At 66.6% G+C, this 22,840-nt stretch carries 23 protein-coding genes; 6 read left to right on the forward strand and 17 right to left on the reverse strand.

Annotated features, from left to right (window positions below):
- Nucleotides 1-216 precede the first annotated feature (216 nt).
- Both IM760_RS03235 and IM760_RS03240 read left to right on the forward strand, forming a co-directional pair.
- Complete coding sequence (locus tag IM760_RS03235) at nucleotides 217-1,458, forward strand: sialidase family protein (protein ID WP_410170366.1); 1,242 nt, start codon at nucleotides 217-219, stop codon at nucleotides 1,456-1,458.
- Nucleotides 1,455-2,093: a hypothetical protein gene (locus IM760_RS03240; RefSeq protein ID WP_204427099.1), complete on the forward strand. Its 639-nt coding sequence runs from the start codon at nucleotides 1,455-1,457 to the stop codon at nucleotides 2,091-2,093. The genes IM760_RS03235 and IM760_RS03240 overlap by 4 nt, the downstream gene beginning before the upstream one ends.
- On the opposite strand, the gene IM760_RS03245 is transcribed toward IM760_RS03240, so the two are convergent.
- Both IM760_RS03245 and IM760_RS03250 read right to left on the reverse strand, forming a co-directional pair.
- Nucleotides 2,094-3,614, reverse strand: coding sequence for a sodium:solute symporter family transporter (locus IM760_RS03245; protein ID WP_204427100.1), 1,521 nt, complete (start codon nucleotides 3,612-3,614; stop codon nucleotides 2,094-2,096). It lies immediately after the preceding gene.
- Nucleotides 3,611-4,213, reverse strand: a complete 603-nt coding sequence (locus IM760_RS03250) for a cold shock domain-containing protein (RefSeq protein ID WP_204427101.1) — start codon at nucleotides 4,211-4,213, stop codon at nucleotides 3,611-3,613. Before IM760_RS03250 ends, IM760_RS03245 begins: the two co-directional genes overlap by 4 nt.
- 133 nt (nucleotides 4,214-4,346) lie before the next feature.
- Here IM760_RS03250 and IM760_RS03255 point away from each other — a divergent pair, with 133 nt between their 5' ends.
- Nucleotides 4,347-5,504 carry a GNAT family N-acetyltransferase gene (locus tag IM760_RS03255; RefSeq protein ID WP_338021361.1) on the forward strand — a complete coding sequence of 386 codons (1,158 nt, stop codon included), beginning with the start codon at nucleotides 4,347-4,349 and terminating at the stop codon, nucleotides 5,502-5,504.
- Here IM760_RS03255 and IM760_RS03260 read toward each other — a convergent pair.
- The 7 genes from IM760_RS03260 to IM760_RS03290 all read right to left on the reverse strand — a co-directional run bounded on the left by IM760_RS03260 (nucleotide 5,450) and on the right by IM760_RS03290 (nucleotide 11,803).
- Entirely contained in the window at nucleotides 5,450-5,842 is a 393-nt protein-coding gene (locus IM760_RS03260; RefSeq protein WP_204427102.1) for a hypothetical protein, read from the reverse strand. The two genes, IM760_RS03255 and IM760_RS03260, sit on opposite strands and share 55 nt — an antisense overlap.
- 53 nt (nucleotides 5,843-5,895) lie before the next feature.
- A complete protein-coding gene (locus IM760_RS03265; RefSeq protein ID WP_204427103.1) occupies nucleotides 5,896-7,686 on the reverse strand; it encodes a M48 family metalloprotease in 1,791 nt (596 codons plus the stop codon).
- Nucleotides 7,687-7,696: 10 nt separating this feature from the next.
- Nucleotides 7,697-8,284 carry a LemA family protein gene (locus IM760_RS03270; RefSeq protein ID WP_204427104.1) on the reverse strand — a complete coding sequence of 196 codons (588 nt, stop codon included), beginning with the start codon at nucleotides 8,282-8,284 and terminating at the stop codon, nucleotides 7,697-7,699.
- A 90-nt stretch (nucleotides 8,285-8,374) separates the two neighbouring features.
- Entirely contained in the window at nucleotides 8,375-9,292 is a 918-nt protein-coding gene (gene cyoE, locus IM760_RS03275; protein ID WP_204427312.1) for a heme o synthase, read from the reverse strand.
- A 48-nt stretch (nucleotides 9,293-9,340) separates the two neighbouring features.
- On the reverse strand, nucleotides 9,341-10,420 hold the full coding sequence (locus IM760_RS03280; RefSeq protein ID WP_204427105.1) for a COX15/CtaA family protein: 1,080 nt from the start codon (nucleotides 10,418-10,420) through the stop codon (nucleotides 9,341-9,343).
- Between the two features lie 33 nt (nucleotides 10,421-10,453).
- Entirely contained in the window at nucleotides 10,454-11,065 is a 612-nt protein-coding gene (locus tag IM760_RS03285) for an SCO family protein (RefSeq protein ID WP_204427106.1), read from the reverse strand.
- A gap of 6 nt (nucleotides 11,066-11,071) precedes the next feature.
- A complete protein-coding gene (locus IM760_RS03290) occupies nucleotides 11,072-11,803 on the reverse strand; it encodes an SURF1 family protein (protein ID WP_204427107.1) in 732 nt (243 codons plus the stop codon).
- A 100-nt stretch (nucleotides 11,804-11,903) separates the two neighbouring features.
- Here IM760_RS03290 and IM760_RS03295 point away from each other — a divergent pair, with 100 nt between their 5' ends.
- On the forward strand, nucleotides 11,904-12,152 hold the full coding sequence (locus IM760_RS03295; RefSeq protein WP_204427108.1) for a twin transmembrane helix small protein: 249 nt from the start codon (nucleotides 11,904-11,906) through the stop codon (nucleotides 12,150-12,152).
- A gap of 64 nt (nucleotides 12,153-12,216) precedes the next feature.
- On the opposite strand, the gene IM760_RS03300 is transcribed toward IM760_RS03295, so the two are convergent.
- From IM760_RS03300 to coxB, 4 genes are read right to left on the reverse strand one after another with little or no spacing between them, the layout of a single operon-like run.
- Nucleotides 12,217-13,098, reverse strand: a complete 882-nt coding sequence (locus tag IM760_RS03300; protein ID WP_204427109.1) for a cytochrome c oxidase subunit 3 — start codon at nucleotides 13,096-13,098, stop codon at nucleotides 12,217-12,219.
- A 30-nt stretch (nucleotides 13,099-13,128) separates the two neighbouring features.
- Nucleotides 13,129-13,713 (reverse strand): cytochrome c oxidase assembly protein, encoded by a 585-nt coding sequence (locus IM760_RS03305; protein WP_204427110.1) that lies wholly within the window; start codon nucleotides 13,711-13,713, stop codon nucleotides 13,129-13,131.
- Between the two features lie 21 nt (nucleotides 13,714-13,734).
- On the reverse strand, nucleotides 13,735-15,336 hold the full coding sequence (ctaD, locus tag IM760_RS03310; RefSeq protein ID WP_204427111.1) for a cytochrome c oxidase subunit I: 1,602 nt from the start codon (nucleotides 15,334-15,336) through the stop codon (nucleotides 13,735-13,737).
- 14 nt (nucleotides 15,337-15,350) lie between these two features.
- The gene (coxB, locus tag IM760_RS03315; protein ID WP_204427112.1) at nucleotides 15,351-16,559 is read right to left on the reverse strand and encodes a cytochrome c oxidase subunit II; all 1,209 of its coding nucleotides are present in this window, start codon (nucleotides 16,557-16,559) and stop codon (nucleotides 15,351-15,353) included.
- 401 nt (nucleotides 16,560-16,960) lie between these two features.
- Here coxB and IM760_RS03320 point away from each other — a divergent pair, with 401 nt between their 5' ends.
- The gene (locus tag IM760_RS03320) at nucleotides 16,961-17,293 is read left to right on the forward strand and encodes a DUF1820 family protein (protein WP_138772817.1); all 333 of its coding nucleotides are present in this window, start codon (nucleotides 16,961-16,963) and stop codon (nucleotides 17,291-17,293) included.
- Nucleotides 17,294-17,636: 343 nt separating this feature from the next.
- On the opposite strand, the gene IM760_RS03325 is transcribed toward IM760_RS03320, so the two are convergent.
- A complete protein-coding gene (locus tag IM760_RS03325) occupies nucleotides 17,637-17,831 on the reverse strand; it encodes a hypothetical protein (protein ID WP_204427113.1) in 195 nt (64 codons plus the stop codon).
- 91 nt (nucleotides 17,832-17,922) lie between these two features.
- Nucleotides 17,923-18,363 (reverse strand): hypothetical protein, encoded by a 441-nt coding sequence (locus IM760_RS03330; protein WP_239549584.1) that lies wholly within the window; start codon nucleotides 18,361-18,363, stop codon nucleotides 17,923-17,925.
- A 135-nt stretch (nucleotides 18,364-18,498) separates the two neighbouring features.
- Here IM760_RS03330 and IM760_RS03335 point away from each other — a divergent pair, with 135 nt between their 5' ends.
- A complete protein-coding gene (locus IM760_RS03335; protein ID WP_204427114.1) occupies nucleotides 18,499-19,224 on the forward strand; it encodes a dienelactone hydrolase family protein in 726 nt (241 codons plus the stop codon).
- Between the two features lie 66 nt (nucleotides 19,225-19,290).
- Here the strand turns inward: IM760_RS03335 and IM760_RS03340 are convergent, their stop codons facing one another.
- Nucleotides 19,291-19,941, reverse strand: coding sequence for an alpha/beta hydrolase (locus IM760_RS03340; RefSeq protein WP_204427115.1), 651 nt, complete (start codon nucleotides 19,939-19,941; stop codon nucleotides 19,291-19,293).
- 11 nt (nucleotides 19,942-19,952) lie between these two features.
- Entirely contained in the window at nucleotides 19,953-22,832 is a 2,880-nt protein-coding gene (gene rapA / locus IM760_RS03345) for an RNA polymerase-associated protein RapA (protein ID WP_204427116.1), read from the reverse strand.
- Between the last annotated feature and the right edge of the window lie 8 nt (nucleotides 22,833-22,840).

Consider the following 22,840-nt stretch of genomic DNA (forward strand, 5'->3'; position numbering starts at 1 on the left):
AGGCCCATCATCTGGTAAGGGGTGGGCCGTTGGTCCGATTTTCAAGCGCGTCGGGCGGTCCGGCCGAGGCCAAACGCGGCCGGCCGGTGTTAGACTCGGCGATCTTGACCGCAACGCAGCCATAAATGACAACGCAACAATGAGACGCCCGCGACTATGACGAAGCGTTTCCCGCCCCGATGGACGCATCGGTGGCCGCATTGGGTGGTAGGGGTGATGTTGGTGGCGGCCTTTCTGGTGACGCTGCCGGAACACGAGGAACGGGTGGACGAGCCCGCTTTCCGTACCGACTACGTGCGCGGCCACGACAACCTGGACGGCCGCTGGCAAATGCGGTTCGCCTCCGACGCTGAAACTCCCCTGGTGCACGCCGCCTCCATGGTGGAATTGCCCGATGGCCGGCTGCGGGCGTTCTGGTTCGCCGGCTCCGCCGAGGGCGCCGAGGACGTGGGCATTCACTCCGCCGTCTTCGACCCGCGCCGGTCGCGCTGGAGCGAGGAGGAGCGGGTGGTCACCCGCGAGCAGATCCGCCGGCAATGGGGGCGCCACGTGCGCAAGCTCGGCAACGCCGTGCCGGTGCTCGACGACGACGGCCGCATGCGCCTGTTCGTGGTGGCGGTGAGCTTCGGCGGCTGGGCGGCCAGCCGGCTGGTGGTGTTGGACTCCCACGATCTGGGCGCCACCTGGACCTTCGACGAAGCGCTTACCACCAGCCCGTTCCTGAACATCAGCACCCTGGTGAAAACCCCGCCGATCCACTACCAGGACGGCACCGTGGGATTGCCGGTCTACCATGAGATGGTGGGCAAGTTCGGTGAAATCCTGCGTCTGGACCGCGACAACCATATCGTCGACAAGGAGCGCATCGGCCACGGCCGCAAGGCGATCCAGCCGCTGGTTCTGGTGGACGGGCCGAAGCGCGCCACCGCCCTGCTGCGCAACGAGAGCGAGGACGACCAGGGGCGTCTGTACCGCAGCGACACCGGCGACGGCGGCAATGACTGGACGCCGTTGTACGGGTCCAAGCTGATCAATCCGTCGGCGGCGGTGGGCGGTGTGGTGCTGTCCCCGGGCCATTGGTTGGTGGTGGCCAACTGCAACGCCTACGAGCGCGACGACCTGTGCGTCCACGAGACCTTCGACAGCGGCCGCACCTGGAGCGACCGGCTGTTCTTCCATAACCGCGAAGCCTGGCGCGAGGGCCGGGTGGAGGAAACCGCCTTCCTCGGCATGATCGACGAGGAAGTGGCGGACACCCTCAATGCCGAGAACCCGGCGCTGCTGCGTCGCCGCGTGGACCACAACAAGTGCGCCCGCGACGGCTGTGAGTTTCAGTACGACTATCCCTATGTGCTGCAGGCCAGCAACGGCGACGTGCACATTCTCTATACCTGGAACAAGACCGCCATTCGCCACGCCTGGCTGCCCGCCGGTGACGGCCAGGGGGACAAAGGATGATGATGCCGGAACTGATCTGCGCGCTGGTGCTGGTGGCGGTGGCCCTGCGCCTGGGCGCGCGCCTGCCGAGGCCCGCCCGGGCGGTGCTGGCGGCGCTGGCCCTGGTGGCGGCGCTGTTGCCGTTTCCCTACGGCCTGAGCGGCTGGGTGCTCAGCTACCTGAGCCATTTCAGTCTGTCGTCCGGGCTGCTGGCCCTGGTGGCCATCCAGCATCGGCTGACCGGCCACTACTGGCTGCCGGTGCGGGAACTGCGCGCCGCCTGCCTGTTGCTGGTGGGGCTGGCGCTGTGGTTCTACCCGATGAGCCTGGGCTCCAGCTACGCGGACCCCTATGCGCTGGGCTTCGGCGATACCCTGTTCAGCGCGGTGCTGCTGCTGGTGGGGGTGTTCGCCTGGCTGAACCGGGCCTACGCCAGCTGCGTGGTGCTGGTGGTGGCCCAGCTTGCCTACGGCGCCAACGTCCTGCACTCCGACAATCTCTGGGACTATCTGATCGACCCCTGGCTGGTGTTCTGGGCGATTGGCTGGCTGGTCCGCGACCGTCTGCTGGTGCGCCGCGCCCAGCGGCTGCCGGCGGCGCAACCGTCGCTGGACGCCCCCGCCCCGGCGGCGGCGCGGGTGGCCGGCCAGCGCTGATCAGCGGGCCCGGCGCGGCCAGTACAGGGCCGCGCCATAGCCCACCACAAACATCACCAGATTGCCGATCAGGCCGGTGTAGTAGAGGTCGAACGGCGCGCTCAGCGTCGCCGGCAACATCCCTTCGTTGGTCAATACCGTCCAGGACGTGAACAGCAGGGTGGCGACGATGCCCCACCAGGCCGCCCGCGCGTCCCCCCGCCGGCTCAGGAAACCGAGCAGATACAGCCCCAGCATGCCGCCGCCGAACAGCGACACCAGAATGGTGGAGGTGTCCTGCAGGGTGTGGGTGTCGGCGCCGTTCAGCCAGAGGGCGCCGACGATCATCAGCACGGTGACGGCGGTGGCCACCCAGCGCGCCGAGCGCAGATAGTGGCGGTCGTCCAGGCCGGTGCGCAGATGGCGCCGGTAAAGGTCGACAATGGCCACCGTGGCCACCGAATTGATGCTGGAGTCCAGGGAACTCATGGCCGCCGCCAGCGCCGCCGCCACCACCAGCCCGGCCACGCCGGCGGGCAGGTACTCGGTGATGAACCAGGGCACGATGGTCTCGGCCTTGGCGGTACCGGCCAGCACCGCCTCGGCCACCGGATCCGGGTGATGCTGGAAGAACACCCACAGGGCGGTGCCCAGCAGCATGTAAAAGGCCCACACCGGCAGCGCCGTAAACAGGTACACCCACAGCCCCCGGCGGGCTTCCCGGGTGGAGCGCGACGCGCAATAGCGCTGCACCGTGTTCTGATTGCTGGAATATTCGGTGAGCCAGTTGGTGAGGCCGATGAACAGCATCATGGTGGCGGTCTTCTCACTCAGCGACAGCCCCCAGCGCACCGGCTGCGGTTCGCCGTCCCGCCATTCCGACAGGGCGAACTTGCCGGCGGCGCCGGCTTCCCGGAACACCTGGCCGAGCCCGCCGGGCAGGGCCTCCACCACCACCCACACGCACAGCAGGCCGCCGAGCAGCAGCACCAGGGTTTGCAGCACATCGGTCCAGATCACCGCGTCGATGCCGCCGACCACCGTATAGAGCCCCACGAACAGACCGGCGGCGATGATCGCCGTGGTCGGCGAGACTTCCACCAGTTGCAGGATCAGCAGCGACAGCAGCCACAGGATCATGGCCAGGCGCACCAGTTGGGCGACGATAAAGGCCACCGCCCCGTACACCCGCACGCTGGGCCCGAAGCGCAGCTCCAGAAACTCGTAGGCGCTGGTCATGTTGCCGCGCCGGAAGAACGGCAGGAACACCCGCGCCGCCATCACCAGCGCCAGCGGCAGGGCCAGGTTGGGCAGGTAGCGCAGCCAGCCGGTTTTGAAGGCGTCGGCGGGGTAGGCGAGAAAGGTAATGGAACTGATCGAGGTGCCCACCAGGGACAGGCCGATCACCCAGCCGCGGAAGCGGCGCCCGCCCACGAAGTATTCCTCGGTGCTGGTGTTGCGCCGCGCGAACCAGAAACCGATCAGCAGGACCACCGCCAGATAGGCCAGCAGCACCGCCCAGTCCAGGGGCGCCAGGGTCATTCCAGGATTTCCACCTGATCGGCCTGCTCACCGCGCTCGGAGTGGCGGGTGACGAAGCGCACCGGGGTGCCCGCCCGCAGGCTGCGACGGCCGCCGTCCAGCACCGCCTTGAAATGGACGAAGATCTCCTCGCCGTCCTCGGCGAGAATGAAGCCGAACCCCTTCTTGGGATTGAACCACTTCACCTCGCCCCGGCGGCGCCCGTCGTTCTCCGCCGCCGACGGCAGCCGGGGTGCGGGCAGGCGCCCCCAGGGCAGCAGGGCCAGGGCGTACAACAGCACCGGCACCCACAGCCAGGCGGCGGCGCCGAAGGCGGCCTCGCCGTGGCTGGCCACCAGGCCGATCAGGTACACCAGCACCGCCGCGTGCAGCGGCCGCCGGGTGGCGCCGCCGGCCAGGCACACCAGATTGACCGCCGCCGCCAGCAGCAGGCCCAGGCCGGTTTGCTGGGACAGCAGCGGAGAGATCATCAGCACCTGCTCGCCACCATGGACCAGCAGCACGAAGCGGTCGGGGGCGAACAGCAACCCGGCGCCGGGCAGCGCCAGCAACAGGACGGCCAGAGCGTACACGGCCGCCAAGGGTTTGGAGACTTTCATGGAATCGGCTTACCTTTTTTCGAAGCAAGTAGGTCGCGGAACGGGTGGGAGGCTTGAAACCGGCCTCTCTGATTATCGCCGCGCATTTTGTTGCCGCGAATTGTAACGAAGCGGACACGCAATCTCATGTCCCGTGACTCTCGCCGCCGCGCGCCACGGCCAGTATCATGCGGAAATGCGCTTTCCCTTTCTTACCGACGCCTTCCTGGGCGCCCTGGAGGACACCGGCGCCGCCACCCCGGAGCGCGGCTGGACCCCCTGTCATTTACGAAACGGCCCTGTAAAAGATAGCCCTCCGCAAGAGGGCGACGCTTTTCTGCCGCTGTATGCCCGCGACGGCTCCCGGGGCGAATACGTGTTCGATTTCGCCTGGGCGGACGCCTACCAGCGCCACGGGCTGCCCTATTACCCCAAACTGGTCACCGCCATTCCCTTCACCCCGGTGGTGGGGCCCCGCTGGCGCGGCGACTGGCGGGCCGACGACCTGTGGCGGCGGGTGCGCGAGCGGGTGCGGGAGCAGGGCGCCAGCGGCTGGCATCTGCTGTTCCCGGACCGCCCGGCCCGGGAGGCGCTGGCCGAGCTGCCGCTGATCGAGCGCCAGGCCTGCCATTTTCGCTGGTTCAACCGGGACTACGCGGACTTCGAGGCGTTCCTGGCCACTTTCAATTCCCGCAAACGCAAGAGCGTGCGCCGGGAGCGCCGCCGGGTGGCGGAGCAGGGGCTGACCGTGGAGCGGCTCACCGGCGCCGACATCGGGCCGGAAAGCTGGCGCTTCTTCTACCATTGCTACGCCAACACCTACCTGGTGCGCGGGCAGCTGCCCTATCTGAGCGAGGCGTTTTTCCTGCGGCTGGCGGAGCGCCTGGGCGATCAGCTTCTGCTGGTGCTGGCCAGCCAGGGCGATGAGCCGGTGGCGGCGGGGCTGTATCTGTTCGACGACCGGGCGCTGTACGGCCGCTACTGGGGCAGCGTGCGGGAGTACGACGCCCTGCATTTCGAGGTCTGCTATTACCAGGGCATCGAGTTCGCCATTGAACGGGGTCTGTCGGAGTTCGACCCGGGCGTGCAGGGCGAGCACAAGATTCTGCGCGGCTTCGAGCCGGTGCTCACCTATTCGCTGCACTGGCTGGCGGAGCCGGCGTTCCATGAGGCGGTGGCGGATTTCTGCCAGCGCGAGGCACGTCAGGTGCTGGCCTACCGGGACGAGGCGCGCACCTTGCTGCCCTATCGGGCGGATCAGGCCGGCACGGTCACCGGCGCCGGGTCCGGGGACGGCGCCAGCCCGCGCTGAATCATCAGCGCCATGGTCACCGGGTCGCGGGGATCGGTGCGCGGGTGGGTGGGGCATTTCGGCCCCAGGGCGCCGGTCACGTCGTCCAGGGTATCGTCGTCGCTGTCGTCCAGATTCACCAGGTATTCCAGCACCCGGCCGCCGCCGTCCACCAGGGTGCCGGTGTACATGCGCTCGTCGCAGCGGCAAACCAGAGCGAACACGCTGTCGCCGACGGTCACCCCCTGGGCGGCCAGCCAGGCGGTCAGGCCCGGGTCCAGTTCGCCGTCGCGGATAAGGCGGGTGCGATCACAGACCGCCTGCCAGGTATTACGATGACTGATCTTGGTCAGCTCCATCCCTCATTCCCCCATTCCCCAATTTGTGAACGGTATCACAAATTGTAAAATGTTCAAATATTGGCCAGGGAGGACCGGAACAGCGGTGGCATGGGGCAATCCAGCAGCGCGCCCAGGGCGCGCAGCAGCTCGGCTTCCGCCACCTGAACCTGGCCATCGGACAGCACCAGGTCGGCGGCGGCGTCGATCAGCGGCGCTTTGAGCAGCGGCGTCAACCGGTTGAGCCGGTCCACGGCGGTCTGCAGCCGGGCCGGGCCGCAACGGTCCGGCGGCAGCAGCAGACGACCGGGCGGCAGCAGCCCGTGGGTGGCGCGCTGAAAGCCGGCCAGAGCGGTGGTGCGAGCGGAATCGCCGGCCCAGGCCAGCACCGAGAACACCACCTGGATTTCGTTGGCCACCGCGCTCAGACGGTGGATCTCCCGGCCCGGCAGGCGCCGTTTCGTCGGCGTCAGCGCCTGACGCGCGATGGCCGACAGCGCCCGGCAAAGCAGATCCTGCTCACCCCGATGCCGGGTAATCGCCTGCAACTGGGCGACGATCACCGGGCGGCGGCGCTCCGGCGCCTGGCGCAGGGTGGCCACCGCCAGATCCAGCAGCGGCAGACGCAGTCGCGTGCCCAGGCCGCGCACCTGCTCCACCAGGGCGCCCCGGCGGCCGCCGCGCAGGGCCGGTGGCGGTGGCGTATCGCCCAGCACCAGCGCGTAGAGCACGCATTCGGCGCCTTCCTGGGTGTGCAGCGCCCGCTGCAGGTCCACGGGAATGCTGGCCAGCAGCGAGCGGGCATAGCCCAGATTGGCCGCGTCCAGATGACCCACCCGGGTGGACGCCGCCGACGACGGCGCCCGGGCCTGGCGGGTGCGCACCCGGGCCCGCACCGGCCAGTCCGCGCCCAGGGCGCGCAGCCGCTGGTCCAGGCTCGGATGGGTGGCCAGCAGGCGCCGCCAGCGCAGGCCCAGGGTTTCGGCGAAGGCCATGTGGCTGAGGTCCTCCGCGTGCAGGCTGTGCAGGTGCGAGCCCTCCTGGCGAATCTTGATCAGGGCGCCGGCCAGGCCGGCGGGCTGGCGGGTGAACTGCACCGCGCTGGCGTCCGCCAGCCGTTCCCGCTGGCGGGAGATGGCGGCCTTGATCAGCCGCCCGAAGAACAGGCCGGCGAAGCCGATCGCCATCAGCAGCGCGCCGCCCAGGGCGAACAGCGGCAGGCCCCGGCGGTGGCCGTCGCCGGCGGTGGCGTGCAGCAGGAACTCACCCACCTTGCCGATCGCCAGCACCCCGGCCAGGGCGGCCAGCAGGCGCAGGTTCAGGCGCATGTCCGCGTTCAGAATATGGCTGAATTCGTGGGCCACCACGCCCTGCAGTTCGTCGCGGCTGAGCCGCTCCAGGGCGCCCCGGGTCACCACCAGCACGGTGCTGGAGGGCGTCAGCCCGGCCACCAGGGCATTGATGCCGTCCTCGCGCTCCAGCACGAAGCTGCGCGGCGGCACGGTGCCGGCGGCCAGGCTCATTTCTTCCACCACCCGCAGCAGGCGCCGTTGGCGGGCGTCGCCGGGCTGGGCGGGCACTTCCCGGGCGCCCAGCAGCCGCGCCAGGGCCGGGCCGCCGTCGCGCAGCTGCCAGGCCTTGCGCAGGGACCCGCCGATCAGCACCGCCAGGGTGGCGGCGGTGAGCCACAGGCCGGCGTCGCTCAGCAGCCAGGCGCGCCAGGACAGGTCCGGGTGCAGCCAGTGGCCGATCAGCCAGGCACAGACATTGACGGAGGCGGCCACCGCCGCCAGCGCGGCCAGGAAATACCCCACCAGCAGCACCGTGCGCCGCCGGGCCCGCGCCTGATGATCGAAGAAGTCCATGTTGGGAGGGTCAGAAGGCGACGTGAACCGCGCGGCGCGCTTCCGGATTCTCGATGTCCAGCAGGGCGGCTTCCTTGAACGGCCCGAAGAAGCCGCTCACCGCGTTGTGGGGGAACTGTTCCCGGTAGGTGTTGTAGCTCATCACCGCGTCGTTGAACGCCTGGCGGGCGAAGCCGATGCGGTTCTCGGTGGCGGCCAGCTCCTCCATCAGATCGGCCATGGTGCGGTCGGCCTTCAGTTCCGGGTAGTTCTCGCTGACCGCCAGCAGCCGCGACAAGCTGCCGGAGAGGATCGATTCGGCGCGCCCCAGGCGGTCCATGACGGCGCCGTCGTCCGGCCGTTCGGCGGCGTCGCGGCGGGCGCCCTCGGCCTGGTTGCGCGCTTCGGTGACCCGCGTCAGGGTCTCGCGCTCATGGTCCAGATAGGCCTTGGCGGTGCTCACCAGATTGGGAATCAGATCGTGGCGGCGCTGCAGCTGCACGTCGATCTGCGCGAAGGCGTTTTTGAAGCGGTTGCGCAGGCTGACCAGGCGATTGTAGATCGCCACCAGATAGATCAGCCCGGCGATGATAACGGCGAAGAACAGCCAGGTACCCATGTTTCCCCCTTTCCCCTGCCGGGTCGGCTTGACCGTGCTTAACGTTACTGCAAGCGGCGGCCCCTGGCTATTGGCGCGATGACGATCGCATCACGGTTGCAGCGGGTGCAGGGGCAGGTAGTGGTCCACCAGCAGGGCGGTGAACAGCACGAACAGATAGACGATGGAATAACCAAAGGTTTTCATCGGCAGTTTGGGGTTGCTGCTGAAGCGCAGCCGCACCGCGTGCACCAGGAAAATGCCGCTGAGGATCACCGCGCTGACCAGATAGATCAGCCCGCTCATGCCGGTCAGGTAGGGCAGCAGCGAGCAGATGAACAGCAGGATGGTGTAGTACAGCACCGACTCCCGGGTAAAGGGGATGCCGTGGGTCACCGGCAGCATGGGCACGTCCGCCTTGGCGTACTCGTCGGCGCGATGGATGGCCAGCGCCCAGAAGTGCGGCGGTGTCCAGACGAAGATGATCAGCACCAGCAGCCAGGCGTAGGGGTCCAGGGAATTGGTCACCGCCGCCCAGCCAAGCAGCGGCGGAATGGCGCCGGCGATGCCGCCGATCACGATGTTCTGCGGCGTGGCGCGCTTCAGATAGAGCGTATAGACGAAGGCATAGCCGACGAAGCCGAACAGGGTCAGCCCGGCGGTCAGCGGGTTGACCAGGAAATAGAGCATCGCCATGGAGGCCAGCGCCAACAGCACCGCGAAGGTCACCGCCGCCTTCGGCGAAATCTTGCCGGCCACCAGCGGGCGCTTCTCGGTGCGCTTCATGATGGCGTCGATCTTCTGATCCATGATCTGGTTGATCGCCGCCGACGCCATCATCGCCAGGGACAGCCCCACGAAGGCGGGGATGAAGATGTCCAGGGGCACCATGCCCGGCGGGTCGGTGGCCAGGAACATGCCGGCCACGGCGGTGACCATCAGCAGCATCACCACGCCGGGCTTGGTCAGCGCCAGATAGTCGCGCCAGCCCGGGGTCGGGCGTTCACGCGACTCCGGCGGGGCGCTCATGGTCTTGTCGTTCGCGCTCATGGTGGCTCCCTCTCGGCCTGATCTGGACTAGTCCCGGGGCGGCCCGTCCGGGCCCCGCGGATGACGGGCCGCGCATTTTACGTTGATGGCGCGGATAAAGAGTACCAGCGATATCAGCAGCAGCACCGCCACGAAGTTGTGCGATACCGCCACCCACAGCGGCACCGAGAACACCACATTGCTGATGCCCAGGGTGATCTGCAAGGCCAGCAGGCCCAGGATCACCAGGCCGAAGTTGCGGAAGAACACGCTGCGCGCCCGGGTCAGGATGCGTCCCACCAGCAGCAGGACCATCAGAGTCACCAGCAGGGCGCCGAAGCGGTGCAGCACATGGATGGTGGTGCGCGCGTCGTTCTGCAGCACGCCGAACTCGTAGTCCGGCTTGTCGTGCTCGTGGCCCCAGAACACGAAGGCGTCCTCGAAATTGATGTGCTCCACCCAGCCGTCCTCGCAGATCGGCAGTTCGGTGCACACCACCGCGGCGTAGTTGGCGGTGGTCCAGCCGCCCAGGGCGATCTGCAGCACCACCGCCGCCAGGCTCAGCCCGCCCAGGGTCTTCAGGCTGCGCACGTCGCAATCATTGAGAAAGCGCGGCCAGCGGTAAAGACGGGCGGTGAGCAGGGCCAGCAGGGTGAAGGTGGTGAAGCCACCCAGCAGATGCAGCATGACGATGGTGGGCTGCAGCCCCATGGTCACCGTCCACATGCCCAGGATGCCCTGGAAGATCACCAGGGCCACCAGGAACAGGGGCAGCTTGAGCGGCTGCTTCTCGCGCTTGCGGTTGACCAGGCTGAGGCCGGCGACGATCAGGATCAGCAGGCCCAGGGTGGAGGCGAAATAGCGGTGCACCATCTCCGGAACGGTTTTGTGGGCCTCGCGCAGGGCCCCCGGGGAGCTGGCATTCTGTTCGTTGACGTGCTCGATGGCCTTGCGCACGTCCAGATGCCCGTAGCAGCCGGGCCAGTCCGGGCAACCCAGACCGGCGTCGGAAAGCCGGGTCCAGGCGCCCAGGATGATCACGCCGGCGGCCAGGATCAGCGCCAGCACGGCCACGCGACGCAGCCAGATTTGCGAGGAAGTCAGAGGTTGCCGGGGTTCGGGATGCATGTGTCGAAACCTGTAGGGGTAGCGGGCGCCGCCTCAGATCAGCGAGCCCTTCAAGGTACGTTCAAGATCCAGGCGGATGTTTTCCGCCTCCTCCAGAGTGGCGTCCATGTCCTCGTGGGTGGGGTAGCGCAGAAAGATCTGGCCGTCCGGGCTGACCACGAAAATGTCGCCGAGGGCGTCGCCGCCGGCGTCTTCGTAGACCGGTGCCAGCGCCGCCTTGACGGTGCCGGCGTCGCCACGGGTTTCCACCATGCCGGCGGCCTGATCGTCCAGAAAGCCGCGCAGGTCCTCGGACGCCGGCGCGGTGAGGACCACCACCCGGCGCAGCCGTTCCATGTTCTCGCCCAGGGTGCGTTGCACCTGGCGCATCTGATAGTAAAGGCCGTTCTTGCAGGCCCGTGCGCAGTCCGCGCCGGCCACGTACAGCAGGCTCCAGCGGCCCTCGGTGTCGGCCTGATCGTAGGGCTCGCCGTTGGCGTCGCGCAGCGCCAGGGCCGCGATCTGCACGTGGGGAATGATCAGCTGGCCCTTGTTCTCCCGGGGCAGCGACCAGGGGTCCACGAAATAGCGTCCGGCGATGAAGAACACGATAAAGGGGCCGACGATGGCCAGCAGGGTCAGCCTGTTTTTGAGACGTGGCGACATGATGTTTCAGTGATCCGGTCGGGGGCGCCGGCGGAAATGGGCGACCAGGTACATGATCAGGGCGGCCAGACCCAGCCCCAGCCACTGCAGCGCATAGGCCTGGTGACGTTCCGGGCTGATCGCCGCCGTGATGTCCTGCCAGGGCCTTGGCAGTACGGGGGCGTCGCCCAGGGGCTGTTCGGGCGGCACCCGAATCTCGAAGGGCGCCAATTCTACCCCAAGTCGGCGCCCGATGGCTTCAAAATCCACCTTTTGCACCCGCAGCGGCCATTGGTGTTCCGCCAGCGGTGTGTCCTTGAGCACCAGGGCGCGGGCGTCCGGCTGATACAGCGGGCCGCTTACCGTGATTGCGCCGCGCACCGGCGCCACCTCGGGCAGCGTGCCGCGGTCGGCGCCGCGGGGCAGCCAGCCCCGGTTGATCAGCACCCAGCGGCCGCTTTCGTCGCGCAGCGGGCTGAGCAGGTAATAACCGGCCACGCCCTGGTAGGTGCGATTGTCCAGCAGCACCGGATGGTCGTTGTCGATCTTCCCGCGCACCCGCACCGGCAGGTGCTGGCGGTCATCGCGGCGCAGCGCCTCGGCCAGACCCACCGGGGCGGCGTGGGCCTTGGCCGCCTGATCGGCCAGCCAGGCGCGTTTCTCGCCGGCGCGCTGCCATTGCCACCAGGACAGGCTCAGACACGCCGCGACCACCAAGAGCGTGAGCAACAGGCCAAGGGGGGAAAAGCGCCTCTTCATCTTTCACTCGCTGGGGTGGCGGCTACAATGGGCGCGTATTGTACCCGACCGGGTTCGCACGTCGAGGCAATGCCGCCCGACGTTGGCTGAGGAGAAATATATGTGGTGGGTGAAGCTGATCGTCATCGTGCTGTTGATCGCGGCGGTGATCTCCCTGGGCAAGGCCCTGATGTCGCTGGTGCGCGGCCAGGGCAAGGACGGCAAGACCATGCGTGCCCTGGCCTGGCGGGTGGGGTTTTCGGCGGCGGTGTTCCTGTTCATTCTGCTGAGCATGATGATGGGCTGGATCCAGCCCCACGACGTCAACCCGGGCCAGCGCTACGGTGAGCCCATCGAACAGACGCAATAAAGGCGGAAAACAAAAAGCCCCGGCTTTTGACCGGGGCTTTTTGTTTCCAGGGTGGTCGGCGGGGTTACAGCCAGTACACCACCACGAAAAGGAACAGCCAGACCACGTCCACGAAGTGCCAGTACCAGGCCCCCGCCTCCCAGGCGAAATTGTTTTCCGCGTCGAAGTGGCCCTTGATCACACGCAGCAGCGTGACGAACAGGAAGATGGTGCCGATGGTCACGTGGGCGCCGTGGAAGCCGGTCAGCAGGAAGAACAGGCTGCCGTAGATGCCGGCGTGCAGGGTCAGCCCCATTTCCACGTAGGCGTGGTGGTATTCCCAGGCCTGCAGGCCCAGGAAGATCGCGCCCAGCAGCACGGTGGCCGCCTGGAAACCGATCAGCTTGCCGCGCTTGCCTTCCAGCAGAGCGTGGTGGGCGATGGTCAGGGTGATGGAGCTGGTCAGCAGGATGGCGGTGTTGATCGCCGGCAGACCCCAGGCGCCCATGGCCTGGGTGGTGGTGCCGTCCGGGGTCTTGATCAGCGGCCACATGGCCTGGAAGTCCGGCCACAGCAGCTCATGGGTCATGGCGTTGCTGCCGGCGCCGCCCAGCCACGGCACGATCAGCCAGCGGGTGTAGAACAGGGCGCCGAAGAAGGCGCCGAAGAACATCACTTCGGAAAAGATGAACCACAGCATGCCCTGGCGGTAGGAGATGCCCAGCTGCTTGCTGTGCAGGCCGCCCACGGATTCCTTGATGGTGTCACGCCACCAGATGGCGATCACCAGCCACAGGGTGGCCAGGCCGAAGAAGAACAGCGGCATCCCCCAGCTGCCCTCGAACTTGTCCGGGGCGGTGCTCTGCTGGATAAAGTGGGCGCCGCCCACGGCGGTCATGAACAGCCCCACCGAAGCCGCCAGGGGCCAGGGGCTGCTCTCGGGTACGTAATACTTTTCAGTAGCCATTTTGAAGAAGTCTCCTGTACAACCGGGCCGTTACTTGGCGACCGTATTGTTGTTCATCACGGTGTCGTTGTTGGCGGCGACCCGATCGGTCACGTCGAATATCGTGTACGACAGCGTCAGCGTGGTGATGTGCTCCGGCAGCTCCGGGTCCAGATAGAAGATCATCGGCATTTCCTTGCGCTCGCCGGCGCCCAGGGTCTGCTGGTCGAAGCAGAAACACTGGGTTTTGTGCAGGTAGCGCGCCGCTTCCCCGGGGGTCACGGACGGAATGCTCTGGGTGACGATCTCGCTGGTCTTCGGATTGCTGGCGTAGAAATTCACCAGGGTGATTTCCCCCGGATGCACCTTCACCCGGCGGGTGGCGGACATGAAGTCCCCGTTCACGCCCTGGCCCCGCTGGGTGATGAATTCCACGGTCACGGTGCGGTCTTCCACGGTCCGTGCCGGGCCTTCGGTGCTCGCCGTCGACGAGGTCTTTCCATTCAAGCCGGTGATGTCACAGATCACGTCGTAGAACGGCACCATGGCGAACGCGAAGCCGAACATCGCCAGCGCCCAGATCAGGAGCTTGCGCAGGGTGCGCTTGTTGCGATGTTCGAGGCTGTCGTGACTCATGGCGCCGTGATCCGTGATCCGTTATTTCACCACCGGGGGCGTTTCAAAGGTATGGAACGGGGCCGGTGAGGGCACTTCCCATTCCAGACCCTCGGCGCCGTCCCAGGGACGGGCCGCGGCCTTCTCGCCTTTCTTCATGGCGCACAGCAGACAGACCGCCAGGAAGAACAACTGGGACAGACCGAACCAGAAACCACCGATGGAAATCCAGAAGTTGTAGTCCGCGAACTGCAGGGCGTAGTCGGCGTAGCGACGCGGCATGCCGGCCAGGCCCACGAAGTGCATCGGGAAGAACAGCAGGTTCACCGACAGCAGGGAGCTCCAGAAGTGCAGCTCACCAAGCAGCTTGTTGGGCATCACGCCGGACCACTTGGGCAGCCAGTAGTAGGCGGCGGCGAACATGCTGAATACCGCGCCGGTCACCAGTACGTAGTGGAAATGCGCCACCACGAAGTAGGTGTCGTGGTACTGGAAGTCCACCGGGGTGATCGCCAGCATCAGACCGGACAGACCGCCGCAGGTGAACAGGATCACGAAGGCGATGGCCCACTTCATGGGCAGCTCGAAGGTCATTGAGCCGCGCCACATGGTGGCCACCCAGTTGAACACCTTCACGCCGGTGGGCACCGAGATCAGCATGGTCATGTACATGAAGAACAGGGTGCCGGCCAGCGGCATGCCCACGGTGAACATGTGGTGGGCCCAGACCACGAAGCTGAGCAGCGCGATGGAAGCGGTGGCGTAGACCATGGAGGCATAGCCGAACAGCTGCTTGCGCGCGAAGGTCGGAATGATGGACGACACGATCCCGAACGCGGGCAGGATCATGATGTACACCTCGGGGTGCCCGAAGAACCAGAACACGTGCTGGAACAGCACCGGGTCACCGCCGCCGGCGGCGCTGAAGAAGCTGGTGCCGAAGTGACGGTCGGTGAGCATCATGGTCACGGCACCGGCCAGTACCGGCATCACCGCGATCAGCAGGAAGGCGGTGATCAGCCAGGTCCATACGAACAGCGGCATTTTCATCAGGGTCATGCCCGGCGCGCGCAGGTTGAACACGGTCACGATCACGTTGATCGCGCCCATGATCGAGGAAATCCCCATCATGTGCACGGACAGGATGAACAGGTCGGTGGAGGCCGGGCCGTACTCGGTGGAGAGCGGCGCGTAGAAGGTCCAGCCGAAGTTCGGCGCGCTCGGGTGGCCGGCGCCGAAGGCGCTCATGAACACCGAGCTCAGCAGGATCAGGAACGCGAACGGCAGAATCCAGAAGGACCAGTTGTTCATGCGCGGCAGCGCCATGTCCGGCGCGCCGATCATCAGCGGAATCATCCAGTTGGCGAACCCGACGAAGCCCGGCATGACGGCGCCGAACACCATGGCCAGGCCATGGACGGTGGTCATCTGGTTGAAGAATTCCGGGTCCACGAACTGCATGCCCGGTTCCAGCAACTCGGTACGGATCACCATGGCCAGCAGGCCACCGACCAGGAACATGATGAAGCTGAACCACAGGTACAGCGTGCCAATGTCCTTATGGTTGGTGCTGAACAGCCAGCGTTTCAGGCCGGTCGGGGCGTGGTGATGATGGTCATCGTGTGCAGCGGCAGCGGTACTCATCGCTCTCCCCTCCCTCACTCTTGTTCGTAGACGTCTTCGGGTTGAATCAGGTCGCCGGTCTCGTTACCCCAGGCGTTACGCTCGTAGGTAATGACGGAGGCGATCTGGCGCGGTGACAACTGGGCGGCGAAAGCGGGCATGGCGCCGCGGCCTTCCACCAGCACGTGGATGTGCTCTTCCAGATGTTCTTTCTTGGTGGCGAAGTCGCTGCCCGCGAACGGCAGGCCCACACCGCCTTCCCCATTGTTGCCATGACACACGGCGCAGTTGCCGGCGTAGGTCTGCTGGCCGAGCTCCATGGCTTCGTCCAGATCGGCGAACGGGGTCAGGTCCGGCGCGGCGGCGGCCTCTTCCTTCTTCTGCGCCAGCCAGTCGGCGAATTCGGCCTGGCTCACCACCTTGGCCTCGATGGGCATGAAGGCGTGGTTCTTGCCGCACAGCTCGGCGCACTGACCATAGTAGGTGCCTTCCTTGCCTTCGGGAACCTTGGCCCAGGTCTCGTTGACAAAGCCGGGGATGGCGTCCTTCTTGCCGCCGAAGTCCGGCACCCAGAAGGAGTGGATCACGTCGGCGGAGGTGATCAGGAAGCGCACCTTCTGGCCGGAGGGCAGCACCAGCGGGCTGTCCACTTCCAGGTTGTAGTTGGCGCCTTTCTCGGGGAACTCGTTACCCACGGCGTCCTGGGCGGTGCCGTAGGGGAACAGGCCGCCGGCGAGTACCGGGTTGTTGATCTGTTCCGGCGGGGTGGCGATGTTGGACATGAAGGACACGCCGATATTGTTGTCGTCGGCGTAGGTGAGGTACTCGTACTCCCACTTCCAGCGATGGCCGGTGACCTTCACGGTGAGTTCCGCGTCGGAGGAGTCATCCAGCTCGATCAGCACCCGGGTGGCGGGCACCGCCATGGCGATCAGGATGACGAACGGAATCACCGTCCACAGCACCTCCAGGAACACGTTCTCGTGGAACGTGGCCGGGTTCGGATGGCGGGAACGGCGGTGACGGATCATGGAGATCAGAATCAGGCCGAACACCAGCAAGCCGATGATGGTGACGATCCAAAGGATGGTGGTGTGAAGATCGTACACTTCCTGGCTGACCGCGGTGACCCCGGGCCGCAGGTTGTGGTCGGAACGTTCAGTCCAATCGCTGGCCACGGTCCAGCCGCTGATCATCAGCGAAATGAGACCGACCGCCGCGCGGTGGAACAGAGTTGACTGCATGCGTTAGCTCCCTGTTTTCCCCAGCGAGTCCCCCCGGAACAAGGGGCACGCCTTTTCTTTTGCCGTCACCGGCACCTGGAAAGCGAGTTTCAGGATAAGATGCCGTGGAGCCCTGCCGGGGCCCTGCCCGGAAGGGCGGGGGCGGCCAAGGGGGTGGCCGAAAACCCGCCTTATTATTGAGAAAATCGCCTTAGAACAATCACTTACGAAAAGTGAGGGAAAAGGCGGCGGTCTCCCAGGGTGCGGCAAAATGCCCCACGGCATTGTGGGCCGTAACTCTAGTCATTCAAAGGGGCAAAGTCCAGCCGCAAGGCCCGCAAAACAGAGGCTTGCGGGGGGTGCCGGGCGGTCAATCTGTGCTAGACTGCGCGCCCGTTTCAGGCACTCATACCTCCCGGATCATGTCGAAAAGCCGTCAAATCTATCGGGTTATTTTCCTCAACCAGGGCCAGATCTACGAGATCTACGTGGGTCAGATCTACGCCAGCGACCTTTATGGCTTCATCGAAGTGGAGGAATTCCTGTTCGGTGAGCGCGCGCAGATGGTGGTGGACCCCTCCGAGGAGAAGCTCAAGAACCAGTTCGCCGGGGTACAGCGTTCCTTTATTCCCATGCACGCGGTGATCCGCATCGACGAGGTGGAGAAGGAAGGCGTGGGCAAGATCACCGAGGCGGGCAGCAACGTCACCGCCTTCCCCCTGCCGTTCGGCCCCGGTGGCGGCAAGAAGACCTGATCCCTTATGGCACGGCAAAAAAGAAGGGCGTCAGCCTGACTGTACGCCCGGAGGGTTGCCTGATTGTATTGGGAGACTCATTGGGTTAGTGCCGTATCGGTGGAAGAAGTTCCCCACCTGGCGTTCCCGTCCCGATAAATTTTCGAATCAGCGCTTCGTATTCGGCCGACCGCGCCGGCGGAGCGCATGCGTCCTTGCTCCCTGGCCCTCCCTGATGGCCTTGCGCCCACCAACAATCGCGCCGTCGGTATGCAGTCAGAGCCCGCCATCCGGGGGGCGTTCCTGGCCCGGCGCGGAACTGTGAACGACCTCACGCCGGTTTTTCGGATTTAACCTTTCGCGGTCAGTCCTGGCGGTCCCGGTCGCTGGCGGGAACCAGCAGCACCGGGCTGTTTTCCGCCACTTCGTCGCTCACCGAGCGCGCTTCGCCGGACTGGTCGCCGCCGCTGCTCCACACCGAGCGGGACAGATCGGCCTGGGCGGGCAGCCACAGGGCGGAGGTAATGGCGATCAGACCCTGGATGGCCAGTTTGGTCATGGCGAGCGCTCCTGAATGGCGAATGATTTCCATTTTTGAGAGTCGCCCGCCCGGTTCGGTTCCGTGGAACGTCCGTTAATGAGGCGTCGGCTCAGCGGTTGAGTCTGAAAATGTCCATGATCACCTGGGTGGCATCCAGAATGCGGACCACCTCGTTGTCGATCACCACGTCCGAGTAGCCATCCGGGGTGCGGTAAACCGACTCGGGCAGACGGTAGCCCTGATAGTAGAGGTCGTCCGGCAGGCGCCGCCCTTCTCGCAGTTTGTCCCGCCAACCCGGAGGCAGATCGCCCCCCCGGGCCACTTTCTTACGCAGCCCGGGCGGCAGATCGTCGCCGCGGTAGCGATCGCCGTAGCGGCGCAGGGCGTCTCGTTCCCGGTCGCTGAACAGATGCGCGTCGCGCTGCGGTGTTTCCGTACGCGCGCCGCCGGCCTTTCCGTTACCGGCCCAGGAGGGTGGGTTTGCCTGGACGGTCAGTGGCAGGGCCGCCAAGCCGGCGGCGAGCAGCATATGGGAGAAGCGGGTTTTCATGGTCGGCCTCCTTTGATGGGCTTTCGGGCCCATGAAAGCGAGATAAGGGTGAAAGCGCCATGATGCGCTTCCGATTCATTGCGGGGGTAAGGTAACGAAGTGTTTAATGGCGGGCGCTTTGACCGGGAGAAACGCATGAGTGATATCGTCAATCAGGCCATCGACTACGAGGTGGATGGCCAGACCTTCCAGGGCCATCTGCTCTATCTGCGCGGCGCCACCCCCAGCCGGGCCTTGCTGATGGCTCCCAATTTCTTCGGCATCAGCGACGCCGCCATCGCCCAGGCGGAACGCCGCCTGGACAACACCCGGGCGATTTTCGTGCTGGACCCGTTCGGCAAGGACGTGCGCCCGCAAACCCCGGAGCAGGCCATGGAGGCCATGGGCGCGGTGCGAGCGGATAATGCCGCCCTGCGCGCGCGGCTGCGCGGCGCCCTGGCGGTGCTGGAGCGGGAAGCCGGTGAACTGGGCATCGCCCGGGACCGGCTGGCCATGTTCGGCTTCTGTTTCGGTGGCGCCTGTGCCCTGGAACTGGCCCGCGACGGCGCCGACCTGCGCGCCTTTGTCAGTTTCCACGGCCTGCTGGATACGCCGGCGCCGGCCTCCGGCCCGGTGAAGGGCAGCGTGCTGGTACTCAACGGCGCCGACGATCCCATGGTCAGTGAGGACTCACTGAAGGCGTTCAAGCAGGAAATGGACGGGGCCGGCGCGGACTGGCAGCTCACCCATTTCGGCGGCGCGGTGCATTCCTTCACCGACCCGGGGGCGAACATCCCCGGCCGCTCGGTCTACGACCCGAAAGTGTCTCGCCGTGCCTTCGCCGCCATGGATGATTTGCTTAACGAGGTATTTGGCGCCTGACAGCCATCGCGGCTAAAGCCGCTCCTACGGAGCCCCTTGTAGGAGCGGCTTTAGCCGCGATAGCCGTTAATCGAAGACCCGCGCCAGAAACGCGGCGATGTCCTGGATCTCTTCCAGGCACACCGCGTGCTCCATCGGGTAGGTCTTGTACTCGGTGGGGTAGCCCTTGGCGCTCAGGGCGTCCGCCGCCCGGCGGCCGCCCTGTTCCGGCACCATCGGGTCGAAGGTGCCGTGGGCGATGAACACCGGCAGGCCGGCGTTGGCCTCGCTGAACGCCACGCTGTCGGCGGTGGCGAAATAGGTGGACAGCGCCATCAGCCCGGCCAGCTTTTGCGGGTGCCGCAGGGCCGCTTCATAGGCCACCGCGCCGCCCTGGGAAAAACCGGCCACCACGATGCGGTCGGCGGGCACGCCGCGCTCGATTTCCCGCTCGATCAGGGCATCCACCTGGGCGGCGGAACGGCGGATGCCGTCCTCGTCCACCGGGCTGGTGCCGCCCAGGCCGGCGATGTCGTACCAGGCCGGCATCACCATGCCGCCGTTCACGGTCACCGGGATTTGCGGCGCATGGGGAAACACGAAGCGGGTGCGCTTGCGACCCAGCTCCGGCACCACCGGCTCGAAGTCGTGGCCGCTGGCGCCCAGGCCGTGCAGCCAGATCACGCTGGAATCGGCGGGCTGTGACGGCTCGATTTCGACGCAGGGCAGGTAATCCATGCTGTTCTCCTTCAGTTGCCAGCGACGATGACGCGCACCGCCTCCAGGCGGAAGCGGGCATCGCCGATGCGCTCTTCCAGGGCTTCGGTCTGCTGTTCCAGGTAAGTGATTTCCTCCTCCCGGACCAGCGGATTCTTGTCACGCAGGGCGCGCAGCCGGCGCAGCGCCTGGTCCTGGCTGTCGCGCATGGCGGTCAGGGCCTGGTCGATCACCGCCCGGGCCTGGCTGGCGGCGTTCTGCTCGTCGTCCTTGAGCAGCTGCTCCAGCAGCCCTTTCTGGCTGGCCACGATCTTGCGCGCCAGCGGCTTCTCCAGCTTGTGGCACTGCCGGCAAAGGGCATCGTGGGTGATCGCCGAGGACAGGTCGCGGCCGTTGGCGTCCAGCAGCCGGCGCACCGTGGTCACCGGCAGAAAGCGGTCCGCCTGCAGGTGCCGGGGCGCTACCGGCTCCACCGTATAGACCGCCTCCACCAGCAGGGTGCCGGCCTTGATCTTGGGATTCTTGAGCAGGCTCACCGAGGCCTTGCCGCGGTGCTCGTCGAGAATCAGATCCAGGGCGCCGCCCACCAGCGGATGCTCCCAGGTGAGGAACTGCATGTCGTCCCGGGCGATGGCGGTGCCGCGCCGGTCGGTGACGGTGACGCCTTCCTCGGGCAGGTGCGGGAACGGCTCGCGCAGGTGCGGGCCGGGCTTGAGAATCCAGGCGTCGTCGGAGTGCTCTTCCTGGTCCACGCCGTAGTGGTCGAACACCCGGGTCATGAACGGCCAGGGGCTGTCGGCGTCGGCGGCGGCCAGTTGTTCCTTGAGGGTCTCCGCCCGGGCAGGGTCGAAGGAGGCCAACTCCAGCAGCCGGTCGCGGCCCTGTTCCAGGCGCTCGCGCAGGGCGCCGGCCTCGCGGCGGGTAAGGCTGACCAGTTCGTCCAGCAGGGCGCCGTCGTCCGGCTTGGTGAGCGCGGCCTCCAGGGCCTGGCCGGTGCGCTGGCGGATTTCGTGGCCGGCGGGATTGGTGTGCTCGAAGGCGTTCATGCCCTGGTGGTACCAGTGGAACAGCACCTCCTGGGCGTGGCCCTGGAAGTAGGGCACATGGATTTGTACGTCCTCGCTCTGGCCGATGCGGTCCAGGCGGCCGATGCGCTGCTCCAGCAGGTCCGGGTCCAGGGGCAGGTCCATCAGCACCAGATGGTGGGCGAACTGGAAGTTGCGGCCCTCGGAGCCGATCTCCGAACAGATCAGCGCCTGGGCGCCGTCCTCGTGGTCGGCGAAATAGGCGGCGGCCCGGTCGCGCTCGATCAGGTCCATGCCTTCATGGAACACCGCCAGGTTCATGCCCAGCTTGTAGCCGCAATGGGCGTGCAGGTCGATGGCGGTGTCGCGGCGGGCGCAGATCACCAGCACCTTGTCGCCCCGGTGCTCCTTGAGAAAACGCTCCAGCCAAGTGACGCGCGGGTCCTCGCCGCACCAGCGGTCGTCGCCGAAGCCGGCTTCCGGGTACAGGCGCAGGGCCAGTTCCTCGTCCGCGTCCACCCGGTAGTTGTCCGGCAGCGCCAGCGGTTCGCCGTGCACCTGGCGGGCCGGAAAGCCGGCCACGTTGTGGCGGGTGTTGCGGAACATCACCCGGCCCGGGCCGAAGCGGTCCAGCAGCTCGGCCAGCACCGCCTCGCGGTGGGCTTCGTCCACGGTCTCGTCGGGCAGCAGCGCGGCGGCGCGCCGTTTCAGGTCCGCCGGCCAGCTGTCCTGGTCGTGCAGCTCGCCGACCAGTTCCGCCACCTCCCGGTAGTGCGCCTGTTCGGCCACGAAGGTGTCCAGGTCCGGATAACGGTCCGGGTCCAGCAAGCGCAGGCGGGCGAAGTGGCTTTCCAGGCCGAGCTGTTCCGGGGTGGCGGTGAGCAGCAGCAGGCCGCGGCTGGCGCCGGCCAGTTGCTCCACTCGCCGATAGGCCTCGGAGGGCGCGTCCGGCGACCAGCGCAGATGGTGGGCCTCGTCGACGATCACCAGATCCCAATCCGCCGCCGCCAGGCTGTCGATGTCGCAGCCTTCCAGGAAGGCGGTGCTGCACAGCACCAGCTGCTCGGAAAGGAAGGGGTTGTCGTCCATCTCCGGCGCGTCGCCTTCGCCCTCCGCTTCGGCGAACAGGTCCGCCAGCATTTCCTTGACCTCGTCCACGCTGGGACGGGACAGGGCGTTGAGGCGCTCCTCGTCGAAGATGGAAAAGCGCAGATTGAAGCGGCGCGCCATTTCCACGAACCACTGGTGCACCAGGGCGTCGGGCACCACGATCAGGGCGCGGCGGGCGCGGCCGGTTTCCAGCTGCTGGTGCAGGATCAGACCCGCTTCGATGGTCTTGCCCAGGCCCACTTCGTCGGCCAGCAGCACCCGGGGCGCATAGCGTCGCGCCACCTGATCGGCGATGTGCAGCTGGTGGCCGATCAGGTCGATGCGCGGGCCGCGCAGGCCCTGGATCGGTGAGCCCTCGCGGCGGGCGCGGGCCTGCAGCGCGGCCACCCGCAGCTCGAACCAGCGGTTCGACGACAGCTGATTGGTGAGCAGCCGGTCCAGGGCGCCGCTCAGGCGCAGCCGGTGGCCCAGCAGGGACTCCGGCACCGGTTGCACGTTGTCCGGCTCGTCGGCGGGGTAAGCGTGATAGACCACCAGGCCGTTGTGGTCCTCCACGTCCTTGACCACCAGGTCCAGGCCGTCGCCGGTGGTCAGGGTGTCGCCCACGTCGAAGGTAATGCGCGACAGCGGCGCGTTGTTCTTCGCGTAGGTGCGTTCTTCTTCCACGGCCGGGTAACTGACCGTCACCAGACGGTAGTCCACCTCCTTGATCAGTCCGAGCCCCAGTTCGGTCTCGGATTCGCTGAGCCAGCGCTGGCCGGGGGTAAATTCGGTCATGGCTATCC

Source organism: Alloalcanivorax marinus (assembly GCF_016906305.1).
In the GTDB taxonomy this organism is placed as follows: Bacteria; Pseudomonadota; Gammaproteobacteria; order Pseudomonadales; family Alcanivoracaceae; genus Alloalcanivorax; species Alloalcanivorax marinus.

What these genes read in the sequence shown, in the direction of transcription:
- IM760_RS03340 (WP_204427115.1), bottom strand. Translation starts at nt 19,941, where the DNA reads ATGGATTACCTGCCCTGCGTCGAAATCGAGCCGTCACAGCCCGCCGAT.
- IM760_RS03250 (WP_204427101.1), bottom strand. Translation starts at nt 4,213, where the DNA reads ATGAAAGTCTCCAAACCCTTGGCGGCCGTGTACGCTCTGGCCGTCCTG.
- coxB (WP_204427112.1), bottom strand. Translation starts at nt 16,559, where the DNA reads ATGCAGTCAACTCTGTTCCACCGCGCGGCGGTCGGTCTCATTTCGCTG.
- IM760_RS03290 (WP_204427107.1), bottom strand. Translation starts at nt 11,803, where the DNA reads ATGAAGAGGCGCTTTTCCCCCCTTGGCCTGTTGCTCACGCTCTTGGTG.
- IM760_RS03280 (WP_204427105.1), bottom strand. Translation starts at nt 10,420, where the DNA reads ATGCATCCCGAACCCCGGCAACCTCTGACTTCCTCGCAAATCTGGCTG.
- IM760_RS03285 (WP_204427106.1), bottom strand. Translation starts at nt 11,065, where the DNA reads ATGTCGCCACGTCTCAAAAACAGGCTGACCCTGCTGGCCATCGTCGGC.
- IM760_RS03305 (WP_204427110.1), bottom strand. Translation starts at nt 13,713, where the DNA reads ATGAGTCACGACAGCCTCGAACATCGCAACAAGCGCACCCTGCGCAAG.
- IM760_RS03325 (WP_204427113.1), bottom strand. Translation starts at nt 17,831, where the DNA reads ATGACCAAACTGGCCATCCAGGGTCTGATCGCCATTACCTCCGCCCTG.
- IM760_RS03335 (WP_204427114.1), top strand. Translation starts at nt 18,499, where the DNA reads ATGAGTGATATCGTCAATCAGGCCATCGACTACGAGGTGGATGGCCAG.
- IM760_RS03330 (WP_239549584.1), bottom strand. Translation starts at nt 18,363, where the DNA reads ATGAAAACCCGCTTCTCCCATATGCTGCTCGCCGCCGGCTTGGCGGCC.
- IM760_RS03260 (WP_204427102.1), bottom strand. Translation starts at nt 5,842, where the DNA reads ATGGAGCTGACCAAGATCAGTCATCGTAATACCTGGCAGGCGGTCTGT.
- IM760_RS03240 (WP_204427099.1), top strand. Translation starts at nt 1,455, where the DNA reads ATGATGATGCCGGAACTGATCTGCGCGCTGGTGCTGGTGGCGGTGGCC.
- IM760_RS03265 (WP_204427103.1), bottom strand. Translation starts at nt 7,686, where the DNA reads ATGGACTTCTTCGATCATCAGGCGCGGGCCCGGCGGCGCACGGTGCTG.
- ctaD (WP_204427111.1), bottom strand. Translation starts at nt 15,336, where the DNA reads ATGAGTACCGCTGCCGCTGCACACGATGACCATCATCACCACGCCCCG.
- IM760_RS03270 (WP_204427104.1), bottom strand. Translation starts at nt 8,284, where the DNA reads ATGGGTACCTGGCTGTTCTTCGCCGTTATCATCGCCGGGCTGATCTAT.
- IM760_RS03295 (WP_204427108.1), top strand. Translation starts at nt 11,904, where the DNA reads ATGTGGTGGGTGAAGCTGATCGTCATCGTGCTGTTGATCGCGGCGGTG.
- IM760_RS03320 (WP_138772817.1), top strand. Translation starts at nt 16,961, where the DNA reads ATGTCGAAAAGCCGTCAAATCTATCGGGTTATTTTCCTCAACCAGGGC.
- IM760_RS03300 (WP_204427109.1), bottom strand. Translation starts at nt 13,098, where the DNA reads ATGGCTACTGAAAAGTATTACGTACCCGAGAGCAGCCCCTGGCCCCTG.
- IM760_RS03245 (WP_204427100.1), bottom strand. Translation starts at nt 3,614, where the DNA reads ATGACCCTGGCGCCCCTGGACTGGGCGGTGCTGCTGGCCTATCTGGCG.
- cyoE (WP_204427312.1), bottom strand. Translation starts at nt 9,292, where the DNA reads ATGAGCGCCCCGCCGGAGTCGCGTGAACGCCCGACCCCGGGCTGGCGC.
- IM760_RS03235 (WP_410170366.1), top strand. Translation starts at nt 217, where the DNA reads ATGTTGGTGGCGGCCTTTCTGGTGACGCTGCCGGAACACGAGGAACGG.
- rapA (WP_204427116.1), bottom strand. Translation starts at nt 22,832, where the DNA reads ATGACCGAATTTACCCCCGGCCAGCGCTGGCTCAGCGAATCCGAGACC.